This window comes from Vallitaleaceae bacterium 9-2, assembly GCA_038396585.1.
GTDB lineage: Bacteria > Bacillota > Clostridia > Lachnospirales > Vallitaleaceae > UBA1351.
The window spans coordinates 2,859,583-2,878,814 of sequence record CP121691.1; the positions used below are offsets into that span (position 1 = coordinate 2,859,583).

Genomic DNA, 19,232 nt, shown 5'->3' on the forward strand with positions numbered 1-19,232 from the left:
GCCATTATGACGAAGGCCTATTTAAGAGTTTTTAATAATTATAGAATAATCAACAAGTTCTTGTCCAAAATTCCTGAAGTTTTGATTTGAGCTCATTTTCATCAAAAACCGTCTCCATATGAGACCATTCCACGGGATATAGTTCTTGGTAACGCTTTGTCCTAAATCGCTTGTCAATTAACAAGACACTTCCTTGATCATTTTCCGTTCGTATGACTCGCCCTGCCGCTTGCAAGACTTTGTTCATTCCCGGATACGTATAAGCATAATCAAACCCTGATCCCATAGTTTGATTAAAATAATCTTTGATAATATCTTGCTCAAAACAGATCATCGGCAAACCCACTCCAACAATGACAGCGCCTAAAAGTTTTTCTCCTATGAGATCAATCCCTTCCCCAAACATGCCACCAAGCACTGCAAATGCCACGTAACTCTTTTCTCCATTAGATGTAGAAAACCGATCAATAAAGGCTTCTTTATCCGCTTCCCGAAGATTTTTTTCCTGAATAGCGCACTCCACTTGATGTCCATAGATATGCTCAAACACTTCATATGCCTTGTTCATGTATGTATACGATGGAAAATACACAAGGTAATTGCCATGGCGTTGTTGAACAAATGCACCTATTTTTTGGATCAAAGAACCCATCGATTGATCTCTATCAGCATATTTTGTAGACAGGCGCCCATCCACCATAAGCTTAAGGTTTTCTTGCTTAAATGGCGAGAGCAAGTCAAGCCCAAAACTTTGTTCATCACCTCCAAGCAGGTAGCGATAATAAGGCATCGGCAATAAGGTTGCACTAAAATATACGACTCCTTTCATTGTTAAAAGAATCTCGCGAAGATTTGTCCGGGGATCGACGCAAAACAGCTTCATTACTAATTCTTGGCCCTCTCTCAAGTAGTATGTCCGATAGTTAGGACCATACATTTCATATTTTTTGATAAAATCATAGGCCAAAAAATAAAACTCCAAAAGTTCATCCATATGTTCCCACTGTTTATGAAGCTTAAAGATTTTTTCGATACGATATATAATACCGCGTAAGTGCGTTTCTATAGATAGCGGAGCTTCCACTTCAACTCGCTGCTTTTGATCTAAAGCTTTCATCTCTTTGCGCATATCAATAAATACCTGATTGACTTTTGTAAAGTATAAATGTAGACGTTGGTCAAGTTCTTTGACTTTGCGCTTCATATCCATGACCTGACTTTTTTTGATTTCGGCTGAGTACATACTTCGGCTACGATCGACTAAATTATGCGCTTCATCAATAAGTAAACTATATCGACCGGTTCCTTCCGCAAAAAACCGCTTTAGCATAGCACTGGGATCAAATGCATAATTATAGTCACAGATAATAACTTGTGATAACGTCGCCAAATCTAAGGATAGCTCATAGGGACACAATTGATACTGTTTGGCATAAGCTTCTATAACCTCTTTGCTATATCCATCCGCATCATGATATAGGGCTTTAATACCTTCGTTCACTCGGTCATAGTGGCCCTTGGCATAAGGACAATGTTCCGGGTTACAGTTGACTTCTTCATGTATACAAATTTTTTCTTTTGCAGTAATCACAACATACTTTAATACAAGACCCTTTTCTTTCATCTTTTCTAACGTTTCAACGGCCACCTTTTTTCCGATGGTCTTTGCCGTTAAGTAAAAAAGTTTATCCGTGCAGTCTTGCCCAAGGGCTTTGATACCGGGAAACAAAGTTGCGATTGTCTTTCCTGTTCCTGTAGGCGCTCGACTAAATAAAATATTGGCCTCCATAATGGTTCGATAAACCCCTTTCATAAGCTTATCTTGACCGCTACGAACTGTATCAAATGGAAACTCAAATGCCTTTATGCTTTGGTGCATCCGGCGTTCATACGTATCCACCATTTTTGCATACGCACTGTAATGCGTTAACACTTCTGCAAAAAAATCTGCCAATTCACCAAACTGGATTTCTTGCTCAAACTGCTTATGCTGCATACTATCCAACTCAATATACGTCAATCGACACGCTATGCGATCACATGGATATTGCAATGCATACAGATAGGCATACACCTTCGCCTGAGCCCAATGCACGAGTTGTCCCTGTTCAATCTCGCTAAGCGCCCGTGTCGTCGATTTAATCTCATCAATAAGAATATGTGTCTCTTCATTTTCCTTGGTGAGGATAACCCCATCAATTCGACCACCTAGATGATACATCACTTCATCTTTTTCAAAAGTATAACTTACAGATACCTCACTTTCGTAAGGTCCTTTTTCAGCTTCTGCCTTTTGAAATCGTTGGTGCGCCTTCGTACCATCAACCATACGGCGATGGCTTAAACTTACCGAGGTAATATCACCTGAGCGAAACACCATCTCAACAAGTTCACGCACGGACACTTTATGTATATATCGTTCATTCTCTTTTTTCATGACTGCCCCTTTTTTTTGCGTACATATGTTCTACCCCTATTATACAAGATAGCTTCACGAAAATAAAGCAAATAAAAGACAAACTGCGTAAAATATGATACACTATCGTTATCTTATTTTTTTGGAGGCGTTACATGGCAACAATTACCAAAGTTAGTATCATGATTTTTTTAATTATTCTAGGTATTTCCATGAGTTCAAACAATTATATTCACCGATTTATTGTGACCCATATTTTCTTTCATCAACCTTTAGCTACAAAGATGTTACGTCCTCTTGGTATTATCATTGCTATTAGTTCTGTTTTATACATTACACCCTATCTGTATGTTGGTATATTATTGAATCTAGTTATTGCAATGTTTTTAATTTTTAATTACATCCGAAGCCAAAGCGCTGTACGTAAGCATACCATCAGCCCAAGAGAAAAAGCCATCCAATCTTATCAAATGGAGATTTTGGCTAAGCGACAACATATTAATCGGTTAAAATCAGATATAGCTAAACAAAATCGTAACAAAGAGCTAAAAACAACACTTACTGAAAAAAGCGACTAGAATATCTAGTCGCTTTTCAATAATCTTTTTACTTGTCATACATTTTATACAGCATCGCTGCACCAATAATTCCTGCATCATTCCCTAACTCACACACAAGTAATTCTGTCTTAAGTGAATCTGCTCCACCATATATTTCTGTAAGGACTTTTTCTCTTAAAGGAACTAATAGGTTTTCTTTTTGTGCAGATACACCTCCACCAAGAGCAATGGCTTGTGGTTGGAAAATGTTAATTACATTCACTAAACCAACGGCTAAGTGGTGAATATACCAATCAATCACTTCTTGCGCAATTACATCTCCAGCTTGCGCCGCATCAAAAGGAATCTTTGCATTCATATTTTCCAGGTTTCCTTCTACAAGTGTGTTCAATGTTGACTCCGGGTGGGCTGCTGCAGCTTCTTTGGCTTTGCCAATTAAAGCTGTTGCTGAGGAAAAGGCCTCCCAACATCCACGGCGTCCACAACTACATGTTGCTCCGTTCATATCAATAACCATATGTCCAAGCTCTGCACCGCCATGGTAAGATCCTGTAATAATATTTTCCTGTACAATAATTCCACCACCGACGCCTGTACCCAACGTTACAGCAACAAAGTCTTTATATTTGCGTCCAACACCTGAGATAAACTCTCCATAAGCAGCTGCGTTGGCATCATTTTCAATATATACAGGGATATCAAAATACTTAACAAATTCTTCACGGATGGGTGTATTATTGAACTTTAAATTATTCGCATAAACGATTAGCCCTTTTTCTGTATCCGGCGTTCCTGGACTTCCAATCCCGACAGAATGAACGTCTTCGGGCTTAATACCTTCATCTTCAATCACTTTTAGTGCTAGCATCGCCATATCTTTAACGATAGCCGTATAATCCCGCTCACGTAATGTAGGCACTGAATCTTTTCGAATAATCGTGCCTTGTTCATCGACTAACGCCGCTGCAATATTTGTCCCACCTAAATCAATTCCAATATTATACATAAATCCTCCTTAGTTGTTTGTTCCTTTTTCTTCTAAATTTTTGCGCTCTTGTGTACGTTTTGCCAAGTTATTGGTCACTCGATTATTCAGCTCAATCGCTGCATTATACCCCATCGCTTTTTGTCGATGGTTAATCGCCGCCGACTCTACAATAATCGCCAAGTTTCGCCCTGGACGAATGGGAATCGAATGTGACACGATTTGATTGCCAAGAATTTCCATGTATTCTTCATTTAAACCTAAGCGTTCATATTCCTTATCTGGATTCCAATCTTCCAGTCGTATCGCTAAATCTATGTTTTGACTTTCCTTAACCGACTCGACTCCAAAAAGGGTCTTGCAATCAACAATCCCCACTCCGCGCACTTCTATAAAGTGACGAATAATATCTGGACTTGTTCCTTGCAAAATATCATCATTAATTTTTTTAATTTCAACAACATCATCTGCAACCAGACGGTGCCCCCGCTTAATCAACTCCAAAGCAGTCTCTGATTTTCCAATACCGCTTTCACCCGTAATAAAAACCCCTTCACCATAGACATCTACAAGTACACCATGTAAAGAAATCCGTGGTGCAAGTTCTGTTTTTAAGTATTGGTTTAATTCTGAAGAAAAATATGAAGTTGGTCTGTGAGATTGTAATATCGGAACCCCCGTCTCATGTGCCACTTCATTGAGGTCATCCATTAGCTCCAAACTCCGTGACAAAATCAAGCACGGTATCTGACTTTTAAATAGGCGCTCAAGAATAGCACGACGTTCAGAGGCAAATAAGTTTTGTATATAGGTGTACTCCACTTTTCCAATGATCTGAACACGTTCAGAATCAAAATAATCAAAAAAACCTGCAAGCTGTAATGCCGGTCGATTTAAGTCACTTTGATTGATGCGTATATCTTTGGTCGGTATTTCCGGCGTCAAATTCTTGAGTTTCATTTTTTTGATGATATCATCAAGACAGACATAATAATTTTCATGATCCATGGTCGCCCTCCAGTTTGCTTTCCTGCATTTTATCTTACACTATAGTATCACATCTTTATGGAAAAATCTATAAACCGCTTCACTACTTTTTTGATTCATCCCATTCACTTGATTAAGCTCCTCTACTGAAGCTTCTTTTATTTTTTCAATATTGCCAAAGGCACGCATTAGGTTTTTGCGTCGCGTAGGACCAATGCCCGCTATATCATCTAAAACCGACCTCACTTGTATCTTGGAATGGGTTTTACGGTGATAATCAATGGCAAAGCGATGGGCTTCATCTTGAATTCTTGCCACAAGTTTAAACGCTTCACTTCGCACGTTCAGCGCAATCTCTTGATTATTAAAGTATAATCCTCTTGTTTGATGCTTGTCATCCTTGACCATTCCGCAAACCGGAATGGCTAATCCTACTTCTGTCAGCACTTGAAGGGCAATATTAACCTGTCCTTTTCCTCCATCCATAAGGATAAGATCCGGTAGTTTTGTAAACTTACCTTGAGCGGCATCCAGGCCTTTTATCAACAGTTCCTTTTGTTCTTCCAGTGCATGGGTAAACCGCCGGGACAGAACTTCATTCATTGAGGCATAGTCATCTGGTCCATTTCCATATTTAATTTTAAATTTACGGTAATCACTTTTTTTAGGTTTTCCCTGTTCAAAAACAACCATCGATCCCACCGTTGCCACGCCTTGATGGTTGGAGATATCATAAGCTTCAACTCGTACTATCGCCTCGTCCAGCCCGATGGCTTGGCGCAGTTCTTCCATGGCTCCAATCGTCCGTTTTTGCTCTTTACGAAGACTGTCACCAAATTGCTCAAGGGTAATGGCCGCATTTTTTGCCGCGAGAGCTATCAGCTTGTTCTTGTCCCCTTTTTGCGGCACTCGAATATACACTTTTTGTCCTCGTTTATCCGATAACCAACGTTCAATGATATGAGCCTCAGTCAGATTGTTTTGCAAGATGAGCTCCTTGGGAATAAACGGCGTCCCCGAGTAGAATTGTTTAACAAAAGCTGTCATAATCTCCTCGCCATTTTGCTCCTCAATATTTTCCATGCGAAAATGCTCACGTCCAATAAGTTTACCATTGCGGACAAAATACACTTGAACCAACGCTTCTTGTTCATTTTTGGCAAAGGCTATGACATCCTGATCATTTTGCGCCGATTTAACTATTTTTTGTTTTTCCATGATTGCCTTGATGGCACTGATATAGTCTCTTGCTTCTGCCGCCTTTTCAAAGTCAAGGCGCTCTGAAGCTTCGAGCATTTGCTCTTGTAGTTCATTCATCACCGGCAGGTAGTCCCCTTCAAGAAATTGAATGACACGTTCAATCTGCTTACCATAATCCGGCGCACTAATATACCCCATGCACGGAGCGTCACATTGCTTGATATGGTAATTCAGACATGGACGCTCTTTTCCAATATCACGTGGCAACACACGATGACAGGTCCTTATCTTATACATCTTACGTACAAGGTCAATAATCTCCTTAGCTGCATAAGCATTGACATAGGGTCCATAGTACTTTGCCTTGTCTTTTTTCATTTCTCGTGTATAGATAATACGCGGAAAAGCTTCATCTACCGTCACTTTGATATACGGATATGTCTTATCATCTTTGAGCATTGTGTTATATTTGGGCCAATATTTTTTAATAAGATTACACTCAAGGATAAGTGCTTCTAGTTCAGAATCTGTCACAATATATTCAAACGAATGAATTAGTGAAACCATTCTTTTGATTTTATTTGAATGATTCGCTGACTGATGAAAATATTGACGCACACGATTTTTCAAAATCTTTGCTTTGCCGACATAGATGATATGATCATTTTTATCTTTCATTAAGTACACACCGGGTTTATCCGGCAAGTTCTTTAGCGCTTCTTTTAAATCAAACATGTATCCACCTTCACTTATTTTGCTATACTTCCATTTTTATCGTTGGCATCGTCCCTACAAATTCAAATTCGATATCTGTAAACTGATTTACATCTTTTTTTATTTTACAATGACATGTCGTTGAAGGGCTAACTTCAAATTCATAATCCCCGATGGTCATCCACTGAACATCACACCGCTTAATATCTACTCGCAATGCGTCTATGTCAAAAATCCCAAGGTATGCCCCTTCATTATACTGTAGCGTATTATCATCGGGTCCTTTGCCAAAATATGAAATTGCATCTCCCGAATCATTAAGCCGTAAAAAAAGGTGTGTTGCTTTTAACGGCACTGTCTCTGAAGGCTTTATTTGCATAATAACTTCATTTTTACCATTCATCAAAAAGATGACTTCAAGACCACCTTTATAACCTTTGATTTTATAAGAACATATAACTTCTGTTCCATTATCTACCGCATGCAATGTATACCCTTTAAATTGAAGTGCATGGGATTTTTCTTCTTCACCAATTCGACACTCCATTCTCAAGGGTTTTAGAAAAAGCTCTTTGGACCCTAGGGCAAAGTTAAGGATTTCTCCTGTCTGTCGACTAATATTACAACTAAACCGCTCTCCCTCTAAGAATAACTTTCGATGCTTTGCCTGAACACGCATTGGTAAACCCGAAGGCGCTATCTCCATCATTTTTTGGGATGTTCTTAATCGAAACTGTTCCATAGCAAAAATATAGCCTGCTTTTTCATAATCTGTATCCTGAGCCAACGTTGCAAATACATTCAAATCATATTGACAATTCATGTTAAAATCAATTGCACTCAAATCTAAACGCAGGCGATATTGGCTTTTCGGTTGAATATCTAAAGGTTCTTCTATATTTTTATATACACTGATTCCATCTTCTAAGACTTCATATCCCAACAAGAAACCCTGTGTATCTATATATGCATAGTGACTTTTTATAAGGATCTCCATTTGATCGAGATTGAGCTCAAACTGCAGACGCTGCTGCTCTTTTTTTATCACCCGAGTAATTGGACGGCTTTGATTCAAAGAATTAAAAAGCCAGCCACTATCTTCTATCTGAGGTAGTCCTGATTCTTCGTAGTCCCTTGATTGTCTAAATCCCCGATTCCAAGGCATTATTGAAATATCTGGATACTCTCCAATATCAATACGGTTTTTCGAAGTAATCTCTTTGACCAAATAATAATCCGACTTTGTCATCAGCGGAGACACAATATAACGTTCAATACATGGATGGTTAGAATACAACCCATAGTACTCTTCAATCTGATAAATACTTTGAGGTTTTATCTCAACATAAGGCAAGACATCAATGACTTTGATTCCATAGGTATCGCAAAGATTATAAAATGCTTCTTGCTTCTCCCAGGCACAATAATATATTTTTTGAATGTTTAATTGCTTCATACACATAATGTCATCAAAAGCACTTGAACCGCTTTCATGATAATACACAATCGCTTCTTGACGCTCTACAAATGGCTCTTGACCTGCAAATCCCATATAGGTCATATGACTATCTAATACTTCACCCAGTGCATTATATATTGTGACCTTAACATCATATCGCACCGGAGTCTCTGTCGACCATTCTATAGGGGCACTCACAATCTCATGAATGTTAAAATGATTAATCTCTTGTTGGTCAAGCACCATATTTTCTTCCATAGTTTTAAAGCCCGCATCTTCATATGAAATCTCTATGCGCGCTTTGATTGGTATTTTTTCATTCCAATGATTTTCTATAAACATGCTAAAACTTGTTGTCCACTTTTTATCCTCAGAAACCTCATGGATGTTTTCATGTTGTCTTGTTTTAATGTTTATCCACTTAATGCGAATCTTTTTTTCTTCCATAGGGCACCTCTCATATATCACTATTCTTCTTCCATTATAATCGAAAACCCTCATAATAAAAAGACGTGTTTTTAGAAAACTAAAAACACGTCTAACTTTGCTTAGGACTGACCAAGAGATATACACCCACAAGAATAATTCCTAACGACCAGATTGTACCTCGGTTCATCCAATCCAAAAACTGGTCCGCAAGCATTAAAACTCCAAGCCCAACAATCACAACACCGATGATTTGTTTAGTTTTTTTTTGCGTCGAGTGTTCATATTCGGGTGTATGCTCATCTTCCTGCGTCGCATCATGCCCTTCATATGTTGTTTGATCTTCGATATAATCGTAAGGTCTTTCCGGAATAATAATGGCACATAAGATATACGCTAAAACTCCTGTTCCATAAGCGAAAACAAAAATTGCAAAACCTAATCGAACGATTGTAGGGTCTATATCAAAATATTCTGCAATTCCCGCACACACACCTGCTAGCATTTTATCCTGTCTTGAACGAAATAATTTTTTTGACATTGCCGTCACCTCTTTCTTAAAGTATATATTGATTATAACGAGTGAAGTTTATAGCCAGCTTCCAAAATGATTAAAGGTTCATTAAAATCTTGCTAATTTTCTCTTTTTCATCTACAATGTCTGTATTAGATATCATTTGGAGGCTTTTATGAAAAAAAATATATTATTGTCACTACTACTAGGTTCCACACTATTACTTGGTGCTTGCGAAGTTTCACCTATACAGAGCAACAGTTCAAACCCTAACGCTCCCTTAGATGCTTCCACCACAAGCGAAAGCACCGTATCTCCCCCATCGTCATCTGATACTACCACTAATGACGTACCACTTGACACAGAGGCGATTACTGAGGCACCTGATGCATTCAACATTTTCGATGAAATCGATTGGACCAATCGAACCATCCTAGAAGTCTCATCAGATAATACAACCGGTTATCACGATGCACTTGACCCTATTAATGTTGATCAACTAGGCTTAACCCCTGAGATGATTTTGGAAAACGAAGACTTACGTCCTCTCGTTCAACATCTAGTCAACAATAAATACAATTATACCTATGGAGCAATCGGGTATGTTCAAGATGCTGATAGCATCTATACGTTAAGTAATAAATTGAATCATCTGCCCGCCGACTATGTTCCTGCCGATCTCGTTGAACCTGATATTGATTTTTATTTTGCTGAGTTTCTCGAGAAAAAGCAATTGCGCTCTGAAGCTGCTATGCATATGGAAGAACTATTTTCCGCCGCTAAAGAAGATGGCTACACTATCCTTGGTGCTTCCGGTTATCGTTCCTATCGCACGCAAAAAGGGATTTATGAACGTAATGTTGCCAACCGTGGACAAGAAGCTACGGATAAAGTCAGCGCCCGGCCAGGCCACAGCGAACATCAAACCGGACTAGCATTAGACGTAACACTTCATGCACTAAATTATCGACTTGTCGATGAACTCGGTGAAATGAACGAAGGCATCTGGCTTAAAGACCACGCCCATGAATTTGGCTTTATCATTCGCTATTCTCAAGAAGACACCGCAATTACCGGATATAGTTATGAGCCTTGGCACTTACGTTATATCGGAAAAGACGTTGCCACTTTCATATATGAACATGACTTAACGGTTGAAGAATTATATATGTATATTGAATCACTTATTGAAGAAAACACCGGCTTATAAGCCGGTGTTTTCTTCAAGTCCAAGCATAATATTCATATTTTGAATCGCTGCCCCTGATGCGCCTTTTCCCAAATTATCAAGACAGGCAATGCACTGCAACTGTGTATCATTGCCAAAGACAAAGATATCCAAATAATTGGTATAATTATTCATCTGAATATTCATGCGATTTTCTATAAGCGACGCGTCATCATCTGCACAATGTACCCGAACATAATGCGCATCTTTATAATGTTCTTGTAATATACTTGCACACATCTGTTTTGTCATCGTCTTTTTAAATGCATCAAGCGTCAGTGGAACAGTCACAGCCAGTCCCCGCTCAAAGTTGCCGACAATCGGCATAAAAATAGGGCGTTGCTTTAATCCTGCCTGCACCATAATCTCCGGAACATGTTTATGACTCAGATTCAATGCATACTGCATCGGTGCTTGATATGCCATATCTGTCGTTGTTTGATAGGTTTCAATCATTTGCTTGCCACCGCCTGAATACCCTGTCAATGAGAAGAAGGATAAACTTTTGTCAGCATCAAGTATTTTTGCTTGAATCAATGGATACAGAATAGAAATCGCCGCTGTTGCATGACATCCCGGATTGGAGAGACGCTTGCTTGTTCGAATCGCTTGACGATGTTCATCGGACAACTCTGCAAAGCCATATGTCCACTCTGCATGGGTTCGGTGGGCTGTCGAAGCATCAATAACTTTTGTCATTGGGTTAGTTATCATGGCTACGCTTTCTTTAGCTGCCAAATCAGGCAAACATAAAAATACTATGTCTGCCTCATTGAGCAACGCTTTACGTGCTTCCAGATTATGACGTTCATGATAATCTATCTTTAACAAACTGACATTGGGGTGGTTTTCTAAGCGCTCATTAACAAGAAGTCCTGTTGTACCATGTTGTCCATCAACATATACTTTATACATTTGTATTCTCCTTTTCCACTATCGACTTTTCGTATTTTTATTCTCTTTTTTGAATTATTATACACTTAATCGAATCCAATGTCAATTCTAGGGTTTATCTATGGTTTTCTACTGCTGCACGTTCAATCGCCAATCCACTTTTATATGTTTCCATAAAGCGCTCAAAGCCTTCAACGTCTTCATCAGTTGCACTTAATGTCTCACCTTTTTGAGATCCAAACACTCGCTCATCAAGATATTGTTCAAGTGTCTCACCCTCTTGCTTATTTTTCAAGTAAGCCGCTAATAGCGCAACGCCCCATGCACCACCTTCACCTGCAGTCTCCATTACCGTTACCGGTGCATTAACTGCCGCCGATAGGAACCGTTGCCCCACACCTTTTGTTTTAAATAAGCCTCCATGTCCTAGAATCTTATCTAACTGAACCCCTTCCCCTTTTAACAAAATATCCAAGCCAATCTTTAATGCGCCTAATGAGGTATAAAGGTTTGCACGCATAAAATTAGCAAGATTAAAGTGGTTTTGTGAGGAACGAACAAATAGCGGTCGTCCTTCTTCAAAATGGGTCATATGCTCTCCTGAAAGATAACCATATGAAAGAAGTCCGCCTGCATCAGCATCTCCTTCCAAAGCTTTTGTATACAGCGTCTTAAAGAGGGTCGTCTGATCAACTTCAACACCAAACGCCTTTAGAGTCTCATCAAATAAATTTACCCATGCATTCAAATCTGATGTACAGTTGTTTGAATGTGCCATGGCTACAAGTTTTCCAGAAGGTGTTGCCACTAGGTCAATCTCTGAATAGACTTTTGATAATTCTTTTTCAAGAACAATCATTGCAAATACGGACGTTCCTGCCGAGACATTACCTGTACGTGCGGCAACACTATTTGTCGCTACCATTCCTGTTCCTGCATCGCCTTCTGGCGGACACATGATAATACCTGGTTGAAGTAACCCTGTCGGATCAAGGAGCTTTGCCCCTTCCCGGGTTAAACTTCCTGCATCTTGTCCAGCAACTAAGGCCTTAGGTAAAATATCTTGAACTTTCCATGGCATATTATTGTCTGCTGCCAATGTATTAAATTGTTCAATCATACGCGCATGATAATCATGGGTATTCAAATCAACAGGGAACATCCCTGCAACGTCTCCGATTCCAAGAACTTTTTCACCGGTTAGTTTCCAGTGCACATAACCTTCTAACGTTGTTAAATAGTTAATTCTTGATACATGCTCTTCCCCATTAAGAATCGCTTGATATAAATGCGCAATACTCCAGCGCTGAGGCACCGGATATTGAAATAAGTCTGTTAAGGCTTTTGAAGCTTCTCCTGTTATGTTATTGCGCCATGTGCGAAAAGGCACTAATTGTTGATCGTCTTGATCAAAGACAATATATCCATGCATCATCGCACTGATACCAATAGCTCCGACTTTAGACAATTTCACCCCGAACTTATCTTCAACATCGGTCACCATCTTTTGATAACTATCTTGAACACCAACCCATACTTCTTCTAAATCATATGTCCAGACTCCATCAATAAGACTATTTTCCCAGTCATGACCACCAGATGCAATTGGTTGATGATTGTCATCAATAAGAACTGCCTTAATTCGTGTTGACCCTAATTCAATTCCTAATGCAGTCTTCCCGTCATTGATCATCTGAATAATTTGTTCTTTTTCCATAACCATGTTCAAACCCTCCATACGTTGATCATTTGATTTGTTTCTTTAATAATAACTGATAAGTAGGCTCCAATGCAATAGAATATCGCAAATAAACACAGAAAGACAAAGAAAATACCACATAACGGTTGTTTTCTTTGTCTTTCTCAATAGGTTTTCAATTTTATCGATAGGTTTGACTTGCACGTCGGCTTGAACTATAGATGGCTATATCGCCTAACTGATATGTCTCCATACCTTGACGCGTCTTAAAGCCCTCCTCTGTCCAACCATTGTTATATCCTAAGTAAGCACCCTTACCTTGTTTATGCATCACCATCTTAAATCCTACAACAATATAACCATCATGCAAAAACGGGTCAGCTCCTAGATTGATATGTCCCAATCGGGTGATATCCGTTCCCTTCGGTAAAAAATACGCCATGTTCGGCAAGTGGAACCTTCCCTTCCATTGTTGCACTGAACGCTTTTTCACCCCTTGATCCATTGACGTCGGTCCCCACGACGTATCTCCTATAAATATTCGATCCTTCGCCGTTAAAGTCACCTTGCCTTCAAAAGCTACCACTTGATCATATCGACTCACATAGACATCGACGGCTTGTCTTTGACTATAGTCTGCTACCCCATTACGTACAGGGACATAGGTATAATAAGGCTCAATCGAAAGCGTGTCTTCCGGATAGTACAAATCCCCGTTTGTCCTAACATCAAAGACTATGGGATACCCCAGCATAATCCCTTCCTTGGGAGTTCCCACCCGCCTTGTATCCTTAGGTTTTATAGGTAGGTCTATGGCGCGATACGGTGCTTCCTTTGATACATGGTCTGTCCAATAATCATCCGGGCATGCTGTCACCTGAAAATCATAAAGCTTACTGGATAGCTTAAATGCCATGGATTCCACTGCCTTGTACTTTGTAATATCTCGATTCGCATAGTATTCATATGGATCTGTTAAGATATCTTGATGGTTGATGGGAATGGAGCGAAACATAATCTCCCCCTCCAACTCTCGCTCCCATGCCGGAATAAAGAACGTCGCTTCCAGGCTGTTAAAGTTCCCCCAGGTATTTTTAGGAAAGTACAGTCCATCATATCCGGTGCCCACATAGACGTCAAACGGAAATGCCACTTGCTTAACCTCAAAGTAGGCACTATAATCTCGGTCTCCATATCCTCGCGCCTCCATATGCTGCCCCTTCTTCGGATAATCGATATGAAATCGTTCTCCGATAACCAGTTGGCGTGGCTCCGGATCATATGTCAGTTGCTGGGTTTGCTTACTGATTACATCAAGAACAGGATAGCAGACCACTGGCGTATGCACCGTTACATCGTTGATCTGTTCAATCGCTTCCCTACGCCCATTGCTTTCTCGGGTATCAATGACTGTCTTATATACCAACTCACCTTCAGATGGCTTCAATCCATTCGACATAGTCGCCGGTATATGTAGTCCGCCTTGATACAGATCCTCCGTACTATTAAGTGATGCGGGTGGAATCGGTCGCGGAACGGGTGTTTTTGTTTCATAAAGCCCATTATCCAGAAGTACTTCCCCATTAAAGGTTAAACCATCATTCTTGACACGTATCTTTCCCACCGCCGCCTCTGCTGTCGGACGGAAGTTTTCATTTGGAATCGATGGATAGGACCGTCGGCTTTTACTTCCCAATGTCTTTTGCGGAAGATTAATAACAATAGGGTCTGAGACCGGATCAATGATATGCTCCTGAAGTTCGCCGCCTCTTTCCATCACTACCTGAGGTGGCTTCACTGAGCTTTGAAGTGTATGTTGTCCTCCCGGCAAGGCTTCGTTGGTCACTATCCCTTGGTCAAGAGCAAACACACTTAGATTTTCAATCCGATAAAAATCATATGTCCTTGGAATCGCATAGGTTTTACTGCGTGTGGTCGTTCTTGATACGCGCCGTACTTCTCCCGTCTCCTTATCCTTAACCCCTTTTACCAGCTTATAACGTCGACTCACGGTCACAGAATAGTTCTTCGTTCCATAGACATGTTGATAGTCTAAGGCGTGAAGATACTCCATCCCCTGTATCTGGACATAGAGAGGGTCTGATGCAGGTACTGCAACCGATGCATCAAAAGCTTCATTACCTCGTGGATCTGCCTGAATCACCGCCGTTGCCTGACTATCTAACTGTGATGAAGGAATGTCCACCCGGTCTTCTCCCTCTTCTTGGGTGATCTCCTCTATAACATCTTCCATCGCCCTTAGGTTGACGGTAATGTACCACTCTTCGGCGACACCATCTTTATTGGAGTCCCACTTATGCATATATTTGATGACACCACTGCCTGTTGAAGATGCAGGAACAATAACGATGGCATTATCCAACCAACCACTCGGGTCCTCGGTTTCATCAAAGCGTGGACCGTATTCGGTTTCAAGAAAATAAAATATTTCATTTTCATAAAACGCCTGATCCTCGGGTGATGTGATATATTGATTGATATCTGTTTTCCAATCTGTATTTTCTTGCCAATCATAGGTATTGATGATTGCTGAGCCACTATGATCATCTGGATACTTTGGATTATTGATTAAGTATCCATCAGGATTATAACCGATATAACGGTACTCACCCACCTCACGGTTGTAGCTATTAGGTGAACCATCGGGCTCTTTCAACCCAGCCAAGCTAGAAGGAAATGTACCTACATTATTAACTACCAAAACTTCATATGCATTCCATACATCTATATCAAAGGCTTCTATTGGTGCTATCCAATCAGGTTTTTGAAGCATTACCTCATCATATGCTCTTTGCATTTCACTAGGTACTTCTACTGCTGTTACTTCCGATGATAGTACTCCATTAAGTAGCAACAAAAGAATTAAGACGGTGACTATACTATACTTTTTCATTTCTACCTCCTACCGATAAATGACGACATCAGTATATGGCATAATCTGGGTAATATTCTTCTCATAGGTATCAATAAAGTTTTGATCTCGATACCAAATATTAAAGTTCACCGCAATAGCTTGTTCATATTGTGTTTCTTCAAATGTAACGATTTCATGTAACCGCACTAAATATCTATCATTATCTAGGTAAAAGAAGGCTTCATCATGTTTTAGATATGTATATTTATCTGTTTTTTGCGCCAAATAATCCACGACAATATCCACTTGATCTTGTGGCATTCGTCGTTGAAGTAGGCGTTCAAAACTTTCAATATGACCCTCTAACGGTCCATTTTCATCATATTCAAAAGCTCCTTTCGCATAATCTATGCTTTGTTGAGAAACAGAATTTGTTTCAACTTGATATTTAGTGGGAGAATATCCCATATTGCCTGTAATAAGACTCCAATCTTCTGCGGCATTCTCAGCATCACTTGCTGCCACAGGATCTACCCAGTTGGCACCTCCTAGAAGATGAGATTCCATGCCTGAGTGTTGTTCGTTATACTGTTCTTCATAATCAAATGTAGGACGTGTGTCCGGGTCAATTAAGCGTACTACAACTGTACTGGCTTCTGCCCTTGTTAACACCCCTTGGGGTTTAAAAGTATGGTCAGGATAACCTGTGATGATCCCTAGCTTATACGTCTTCATAATATCTTTGTTGTATTTAAAAGAAAAATCTTCGGAGTCTGTGACCACTTGGAGCACCTGTGTCAAGTCGGTGAAGGTTTGTTCCCCTTCTAGGCGTTCTACCGCACGTATAATAATCATACACATCTCTTCTCGTGTAATCACTTGTTTGAAGTTCACAGGTCCCAAATAAGAATCAAAGTCTTCTTCTTTGAGTATTCCAAGCTCCATCGCCTTATCGATATAGTTCTGCGCCCAGTAGCCTTCGCTATTACCTGGTTCTTCTCCTAGTGCACGCACCACCATGGTAATAAACTGGTCACGTGCCAACTTCGTCTGGGGACGAAAGGTTCCGTCTGGATAACCAACAATAATCCCTCGGTCATCTTCACTTAAGCGTTCAACTGCATTATAAAACCAGTCACTGGTATTCACATCCGTACTTCTTGCTCCATAAATGGGGGTAAAAAAAGACAACATGATTAAACATGTCAAGACATAAGTCGTTCCTTTTAACGTATTCATAATTCTCTCCTCAATATTATATTTTTTATTTTACTCCTACACTTCTCTATTAGATTACAGAAAATGTCATGTGCATGCAATAGGACGATAGTCTTAAAGATTTACACTATCGATAAATGATGACATCAGTATAAGGCATAATCTGGGTAATATTCTTCTCATAGGTATCAATAAAGTTTTGATCCCGATACCAGATGTTAAAGTTTACTTCCATTGCTTGTTCATATTCTGTTCCTCTAAAAGCTAATACTTCATCCACTCGTACTAAATACCTATCATTATCTAGGTAAAAGAAGGCTTCATCATGTTTTAGATATGTGTATTTATCTGTTTTTTGCGCCAAATACTCCATGACAATATCTACTTGATCTTGTGGCATTCGTCGTTGAAGTAGGCGTTCAAAGTCTTCTATGTGCCCTGCATAGGGTTCATTTTCATCATACATTAAAATCCCCGATGCATAATCACTAGATTGTTGTGTTTTTACTCTATTTAATTCAAAAGAAGTTTTGCTTGGTAAATAATCCATATCACTTGTAATCAGATCCCAATCCGCCTTGGCATTATCATAATTACTCGCTGCCACAGAATCTACCCAGTTGGCGCCTCCTAATAGATGAGATTCCATGCCTGAGTGTTGTTCGTTGTACTGTTCTTCATAATCAAATGTAGGACGTGTGTCTGGGTCAATTAAGCGTACCACAACTGCACTGGCTTCTGCCCTTGTTAACACCCCTTGGGGTTTAAAGGTATGGTCAGGATAACCTGTGATGATTCCTAGCTTATACGTTTTCATAATATCTTTGTTGTATTTAAAAGAAAAATCTTCGGAGTCTGTGACCACTTGGAGCACCTGTGTCAAGTCGGTGAAGACCTGTTCCCCTTCTAAACGTTCTACAGCTCTTATAATAATCATACACATCTCTTCTCGTGTAATCACTTGTTTAAAGTTCACAGGTCCCAAATAGGAATCAAAGTCTTCTGCTTTGAGTATTCCAAGCTCTATCGCCTTATCGATATAGTTCTGTGCCCAGTAACCTTCGCTATTACCTGGTTCTTCTCCTAGTGCACGCACCACCATGGTAATAAACTGGTCACGTGCCAATCTCATCTCGGGACGAAAGGTTCCGTCTGGATAACCGACAATAATCCCTCGGTCATCTTCACTCAAGCGTTCAACTGCATCATAAAACCAGTCACTGGTGTTCACATCCGTACTTCTTGCTCCATAAATGGGGGTAAAAAAAGACAACATGATTAAACATGTCAAGACATAAGCCATTCCTTTTAACGTATTCATAATTCTCTCCTCAATATTCCATTTTAATTTTACTCTGAACCTCTCCATATAGATTACAGAAAATATCATGTGCACGCAATAAGACATTAGTCTTAAAAAAGCCAAGCCAGATGGCTTGACTTTTGGGGTCTATATAGTGTGACATTGGTCACAACCTTGTTCTATAATCTCAACTTTCTAATGTCCTCTTTTAATCGATGTAAATCTGCAAGAAAGTCTTCAATGTCATGTTCATGCTCTAGTTCATCATTAAGAATCTGTGTTGCCATTTGATATGTAGAGTAATCCTTACCATCCGTATACTCAGCAATATCTTCATATCGCTGAATCGCACACCGTTCACCTTTTAGATTCTGCTCAAGGACAACTTCAATATATGGGTCTATCGGTTCTTCATAATCACACTTTGCAAATTCAACCCACTTATTAGGGTTTAAAATCGGTGTCCCCCCTAGCTGGATAATACGTTCTACAATAAGCTCTGCATGTCCAAGTTCTTCATTGGCATGTAGCAAAAGCTCAGGCTCTACTTCACTACGCATCGGACCTTCTATCATGCGTGCTCCAATCCAATATTGATAATAAGCTAACCATTCTTCTGCAAGTGCTTCGTTCAACATCTGTATTAATTTGTCTACATCAAGTCTTGAAATTTCAACAGCTTTTTTTCCCACTTTACACCCTCCTAAAAGCAATAAACATGAATAGTTTCTACTATTATGTTAACTCTTTTTAA

The 19,232-nt window shown here is 39.7% G+C and carries 14 protein-coding genes; 2 read left to right on the forward strand and 12 right to left on the reverse strand.

Annotation, left to right across the window (positions count from 1 at the left end):
* Positions 1 to 49 precede the first annotated feature (49 nt).
* Positions 50 to 2,437: an ATP-dependent DNA helicase gene (locus QBE53_13265; protein WZL80760.1), complete on the reverse strand. Its 2,388-nt coding sequence runs from the start codon at positions 2,435 to 2,437 to the stop codon at positions 50 to 52.
* A gap of 134 nt (positions 2,438 to 2,571) precedes the next feature.
* On the opposite strand from QBE53_13265, the gene QBE53_13270 reads away from it, so the two are divergent.
* The gene (locus QBE53_13270; protein WZL80761.1) at positions 2,572 to 2,994 is read left to right on the forward strand and encodes a hypothetical protein; all 423 of its coding nucleotides are present in this window, start codon (positions 2,572 to 2,574) and stop codon (positions 2,992 to 2,994) included.
* A gap of 28 nt (positions 2,995 to 3,022) precedes the next feature.
* On the opposite strand, the gene QBE53_13275 is transcribed toward QBE53_13270, so the two are convergent.
* The 5 genes from QBE53_13275 to QBE53_13295 form a co-directional block, all read right to left on the reverse strand.
* A complete protein-coding gene (locus QBE53_13275) occupies positions 3,023 to 3,982 on the reverse strand; it encodes an ROK family protein (GenBank protein WZL80762.1) in 960 nt (319 codons plus the stop codon).
* A 9-nt stretch (positions 3,983 to 3,991) separates the two neighbouring features.
* Complete coding sequence (gene hprK, locus QBE53_13280; protein WZL80763.1) at positions 3,992 to 4,969, reverse strand: HPr(Ser) kinase/phosphatase; 978 nt, start codon at positions 4,967 to 4,969, stop codon at positions 3,992 to 3,994.
* Positions 4,970 to 5,008: 39 nt separating this feature from the next.
* Entirely contained in the window at positions 5,009 to 6,883 is a 1,875-nt protein-coding gene (gene uvrC / locus QBE53_13285; GenBank protein WZL80764.1) for an excinuclease ABC subunit UvrC, read from the reverse strand.
* 22 nt (positions 6,884 to 6,905) lie between these two features.
* Positions 6,906 to 8,768: a DUF4981 domain-containing protein gene (locus QBE53_13290; GenBank protein ID WZL80765.1), complete on the reverse strand. Its 1,863-nt coding sequence runs from the start codon at positions 8,766 to 8,768 to the stop codon at positions 6,906 to 6,908.
* A gap of 91 nt (positions 8,769 to 8,859) precedes the next feature.
* Entirely contained in the window at positions 8,860 to 9,288 is a 429-nt protein-coding gene (locus QBE53_13295; GenBank protein ID WZL80766.1) for a PspC domain-containing protein, read from the reverse strand.
* Positions 9,289 to 9,436: 148 nt separating this feature from the next.
* On the opposite strand from QBE53_13295, the gene QBE53_13300 reads away from it, so the two are divergent.
* Positions 9,437 to 10,471, forward strand: coding sequence for a M15 family metallopeptidase (locus tag QBE53_13300; protein ID WZL80767.1), 1,035 nt, complete (start codon positions 9,437 to 9,439; stop codon positions 10,469 to 10,471).
* Here the strand turns inward: QBE53_13300 and argC are convergent.
* The 6 genes from argC to QBE53_13330 all read right to left on the reverse strand — a co-directional run bounded on the left by argC (position 10,466) and on the right by QBE53_13330 (position 19,170).
* A complete protein-coding gene (gene argC / locus QBE53_13305) occupies positions 10,466 to 11,404 on the reverse strand; it encodes an N-acetyl-gamma-glutamyl-phosphate reductase (GenBank protein ID WZL80768.1) in 939 nt (312 codons plus the stop codon). The genes QBE53_13300 and argC overlap by 6 nt on opposite strands.
* Before the next feature lie 94 nt (positions 11,405 to 11,498).
* Positions 11,499 to 13,106, reverse strand: a complete 1,608-nt coding sequence (locus QBE53_13310; protein ID WZL80769.1) for an FGGY-family carbohydrate kinase — start codon at positions 13,104 to 13,106, stop codon at positions 11,499 to 11,501.
* Between the two features lie 157 nt (positions 13,107 to 13,263).
* Positions 13,264 to 15,996 carry a DUF5704 domain-containing protein gene (locus tag QBE53_13315; protein ID WZL80770.1) on the reverse strand — a complete coding sequence of 911 codons (2,733 nt, stop codon included), beginning with the start codon at positions 15,994 to 15,996 and terminating at the stop codon, positions 13,264 to 13,266.
* Positions 15,997 to 16,005: 9 nt separating this feature from the next.
* Positions 16,006 to 17,196 carry an S-layer homology domain-containing protein gene (locus QBE53_13320; GenBank protein ID WZL80771.1) on the reverse strand — a complete coding sequence of 397 codons (1,191 nt, stop codon included), beginning with the start codon at positions 17,194 to 17,196 and terminating at the stop codon, positions 16,006 to 16,008.
* 106 nt (positions 17,197 to 17,302) lie between these two features.
* Positions 17,303 to 18,496, reverse strand: coding sequence for an S-layer homology domain-containing protein (locus QBE53_13325; GenBank protein ID WZL80772.1), 1,194 nt, complete (start codon positions 18,494 to 18,496; stop codon positions 17,303 to 17,305).
* 161 nt (positions 18,497 to 18,657) lie between these two features.
* Entirely contained in the window at positions 18,658 to 19,170 is a 513-nt protein-coding gene (locus QBE53_13330) for a ferritin-like domain-containing protein (GenBank protein ID WZL80773.1), read from the reverse strand.
* Positions 19,171 to 19,232: the final 62 nt, after the last annotated feature.

Coding starts and splice junctions, on each gene's coding strand:
- QBE53_13265 (WZL80760.1), bottom strand. CDS start 2,437: ATGAAAAAAGAGAATGAACGATATATACATAAAGTGTCCGTGCGTGAA.
- QBE53_13270 (WZL80761.1), top strand. CDS start 2,572: ATGGCAACAATTACCAAAGTTAGTATCATGATTTTTTTAATTATTCTA.
- QBE53_13275 (WZL80762.1), bottom strand. CDS start 3,982: ATGTATAATATTGGAATTGATTTAGGTGGGACAAATATTGCAGCGGCG.
- hprK (WZL80763.1), bottom strand. CDS start 4,969: ATGGATCATGAAAATTATTATGTCTGTCTTGATGATATCATCAAAAAA.
- uvrC (WZL80764.1), bottom strand. CDS start 6,883: ATGTTTGATTTAAAAGAAGCGCTAAAGAACTTGCCGGATAAACCCGGT.
- QBE53_13290 (WZL80765.1), bottom strand. CDS start 8,768: ATGGAAGAAAAAAAGATTCGCATTAAGTGGATAAACATTAAAACAAGA.
- QBE53_13295 (WZL80766.1), bottom strand. CDS start 9,288: ATGTCAAAAAAATTATTTCGTTCAAGACAGGATAAAATGCTAGCAGGT.
- QBE53_13300 (WZL80767.1), top strand. CDS start 9,437: ATGAAAAAAAATATATTATTGTCACTACTACTAGGTTCCACACTATTA.
- argC (WZL80768.1), bottom strand. CDS start 11,404: ATGTATAAAGTATATGTTGATGGACAACATGGTACAACAGGACTTCTT.
- QBE53_13310 (WZL80769.1), bottom strand. CDS start 13,106: ATGGTTATGGAAAAAGAACAAATTATTCAGATGATCAATGACGGGAAG.
- QBE53_13315 (WZL80770.1), bottom strand. CDS start 15,996: ATGAAAAAGTATAGTATAGTCACCGTCTTAATTCTTTTGTTGCTACTT.
- QBE53_13320 (WZL80771.1), bottom strand. CDS start 17,196: ATGAATACGTTAAAAGGAACGACTTATGTCTTGACATGTTTAATCATG.
- QBE53_13325 (WZL80772.1), bottom strand. CDS start 18,496: ATGAATACGTTAAAAGGAATGGCTTATGTCTTGACATGTTTAATCATG.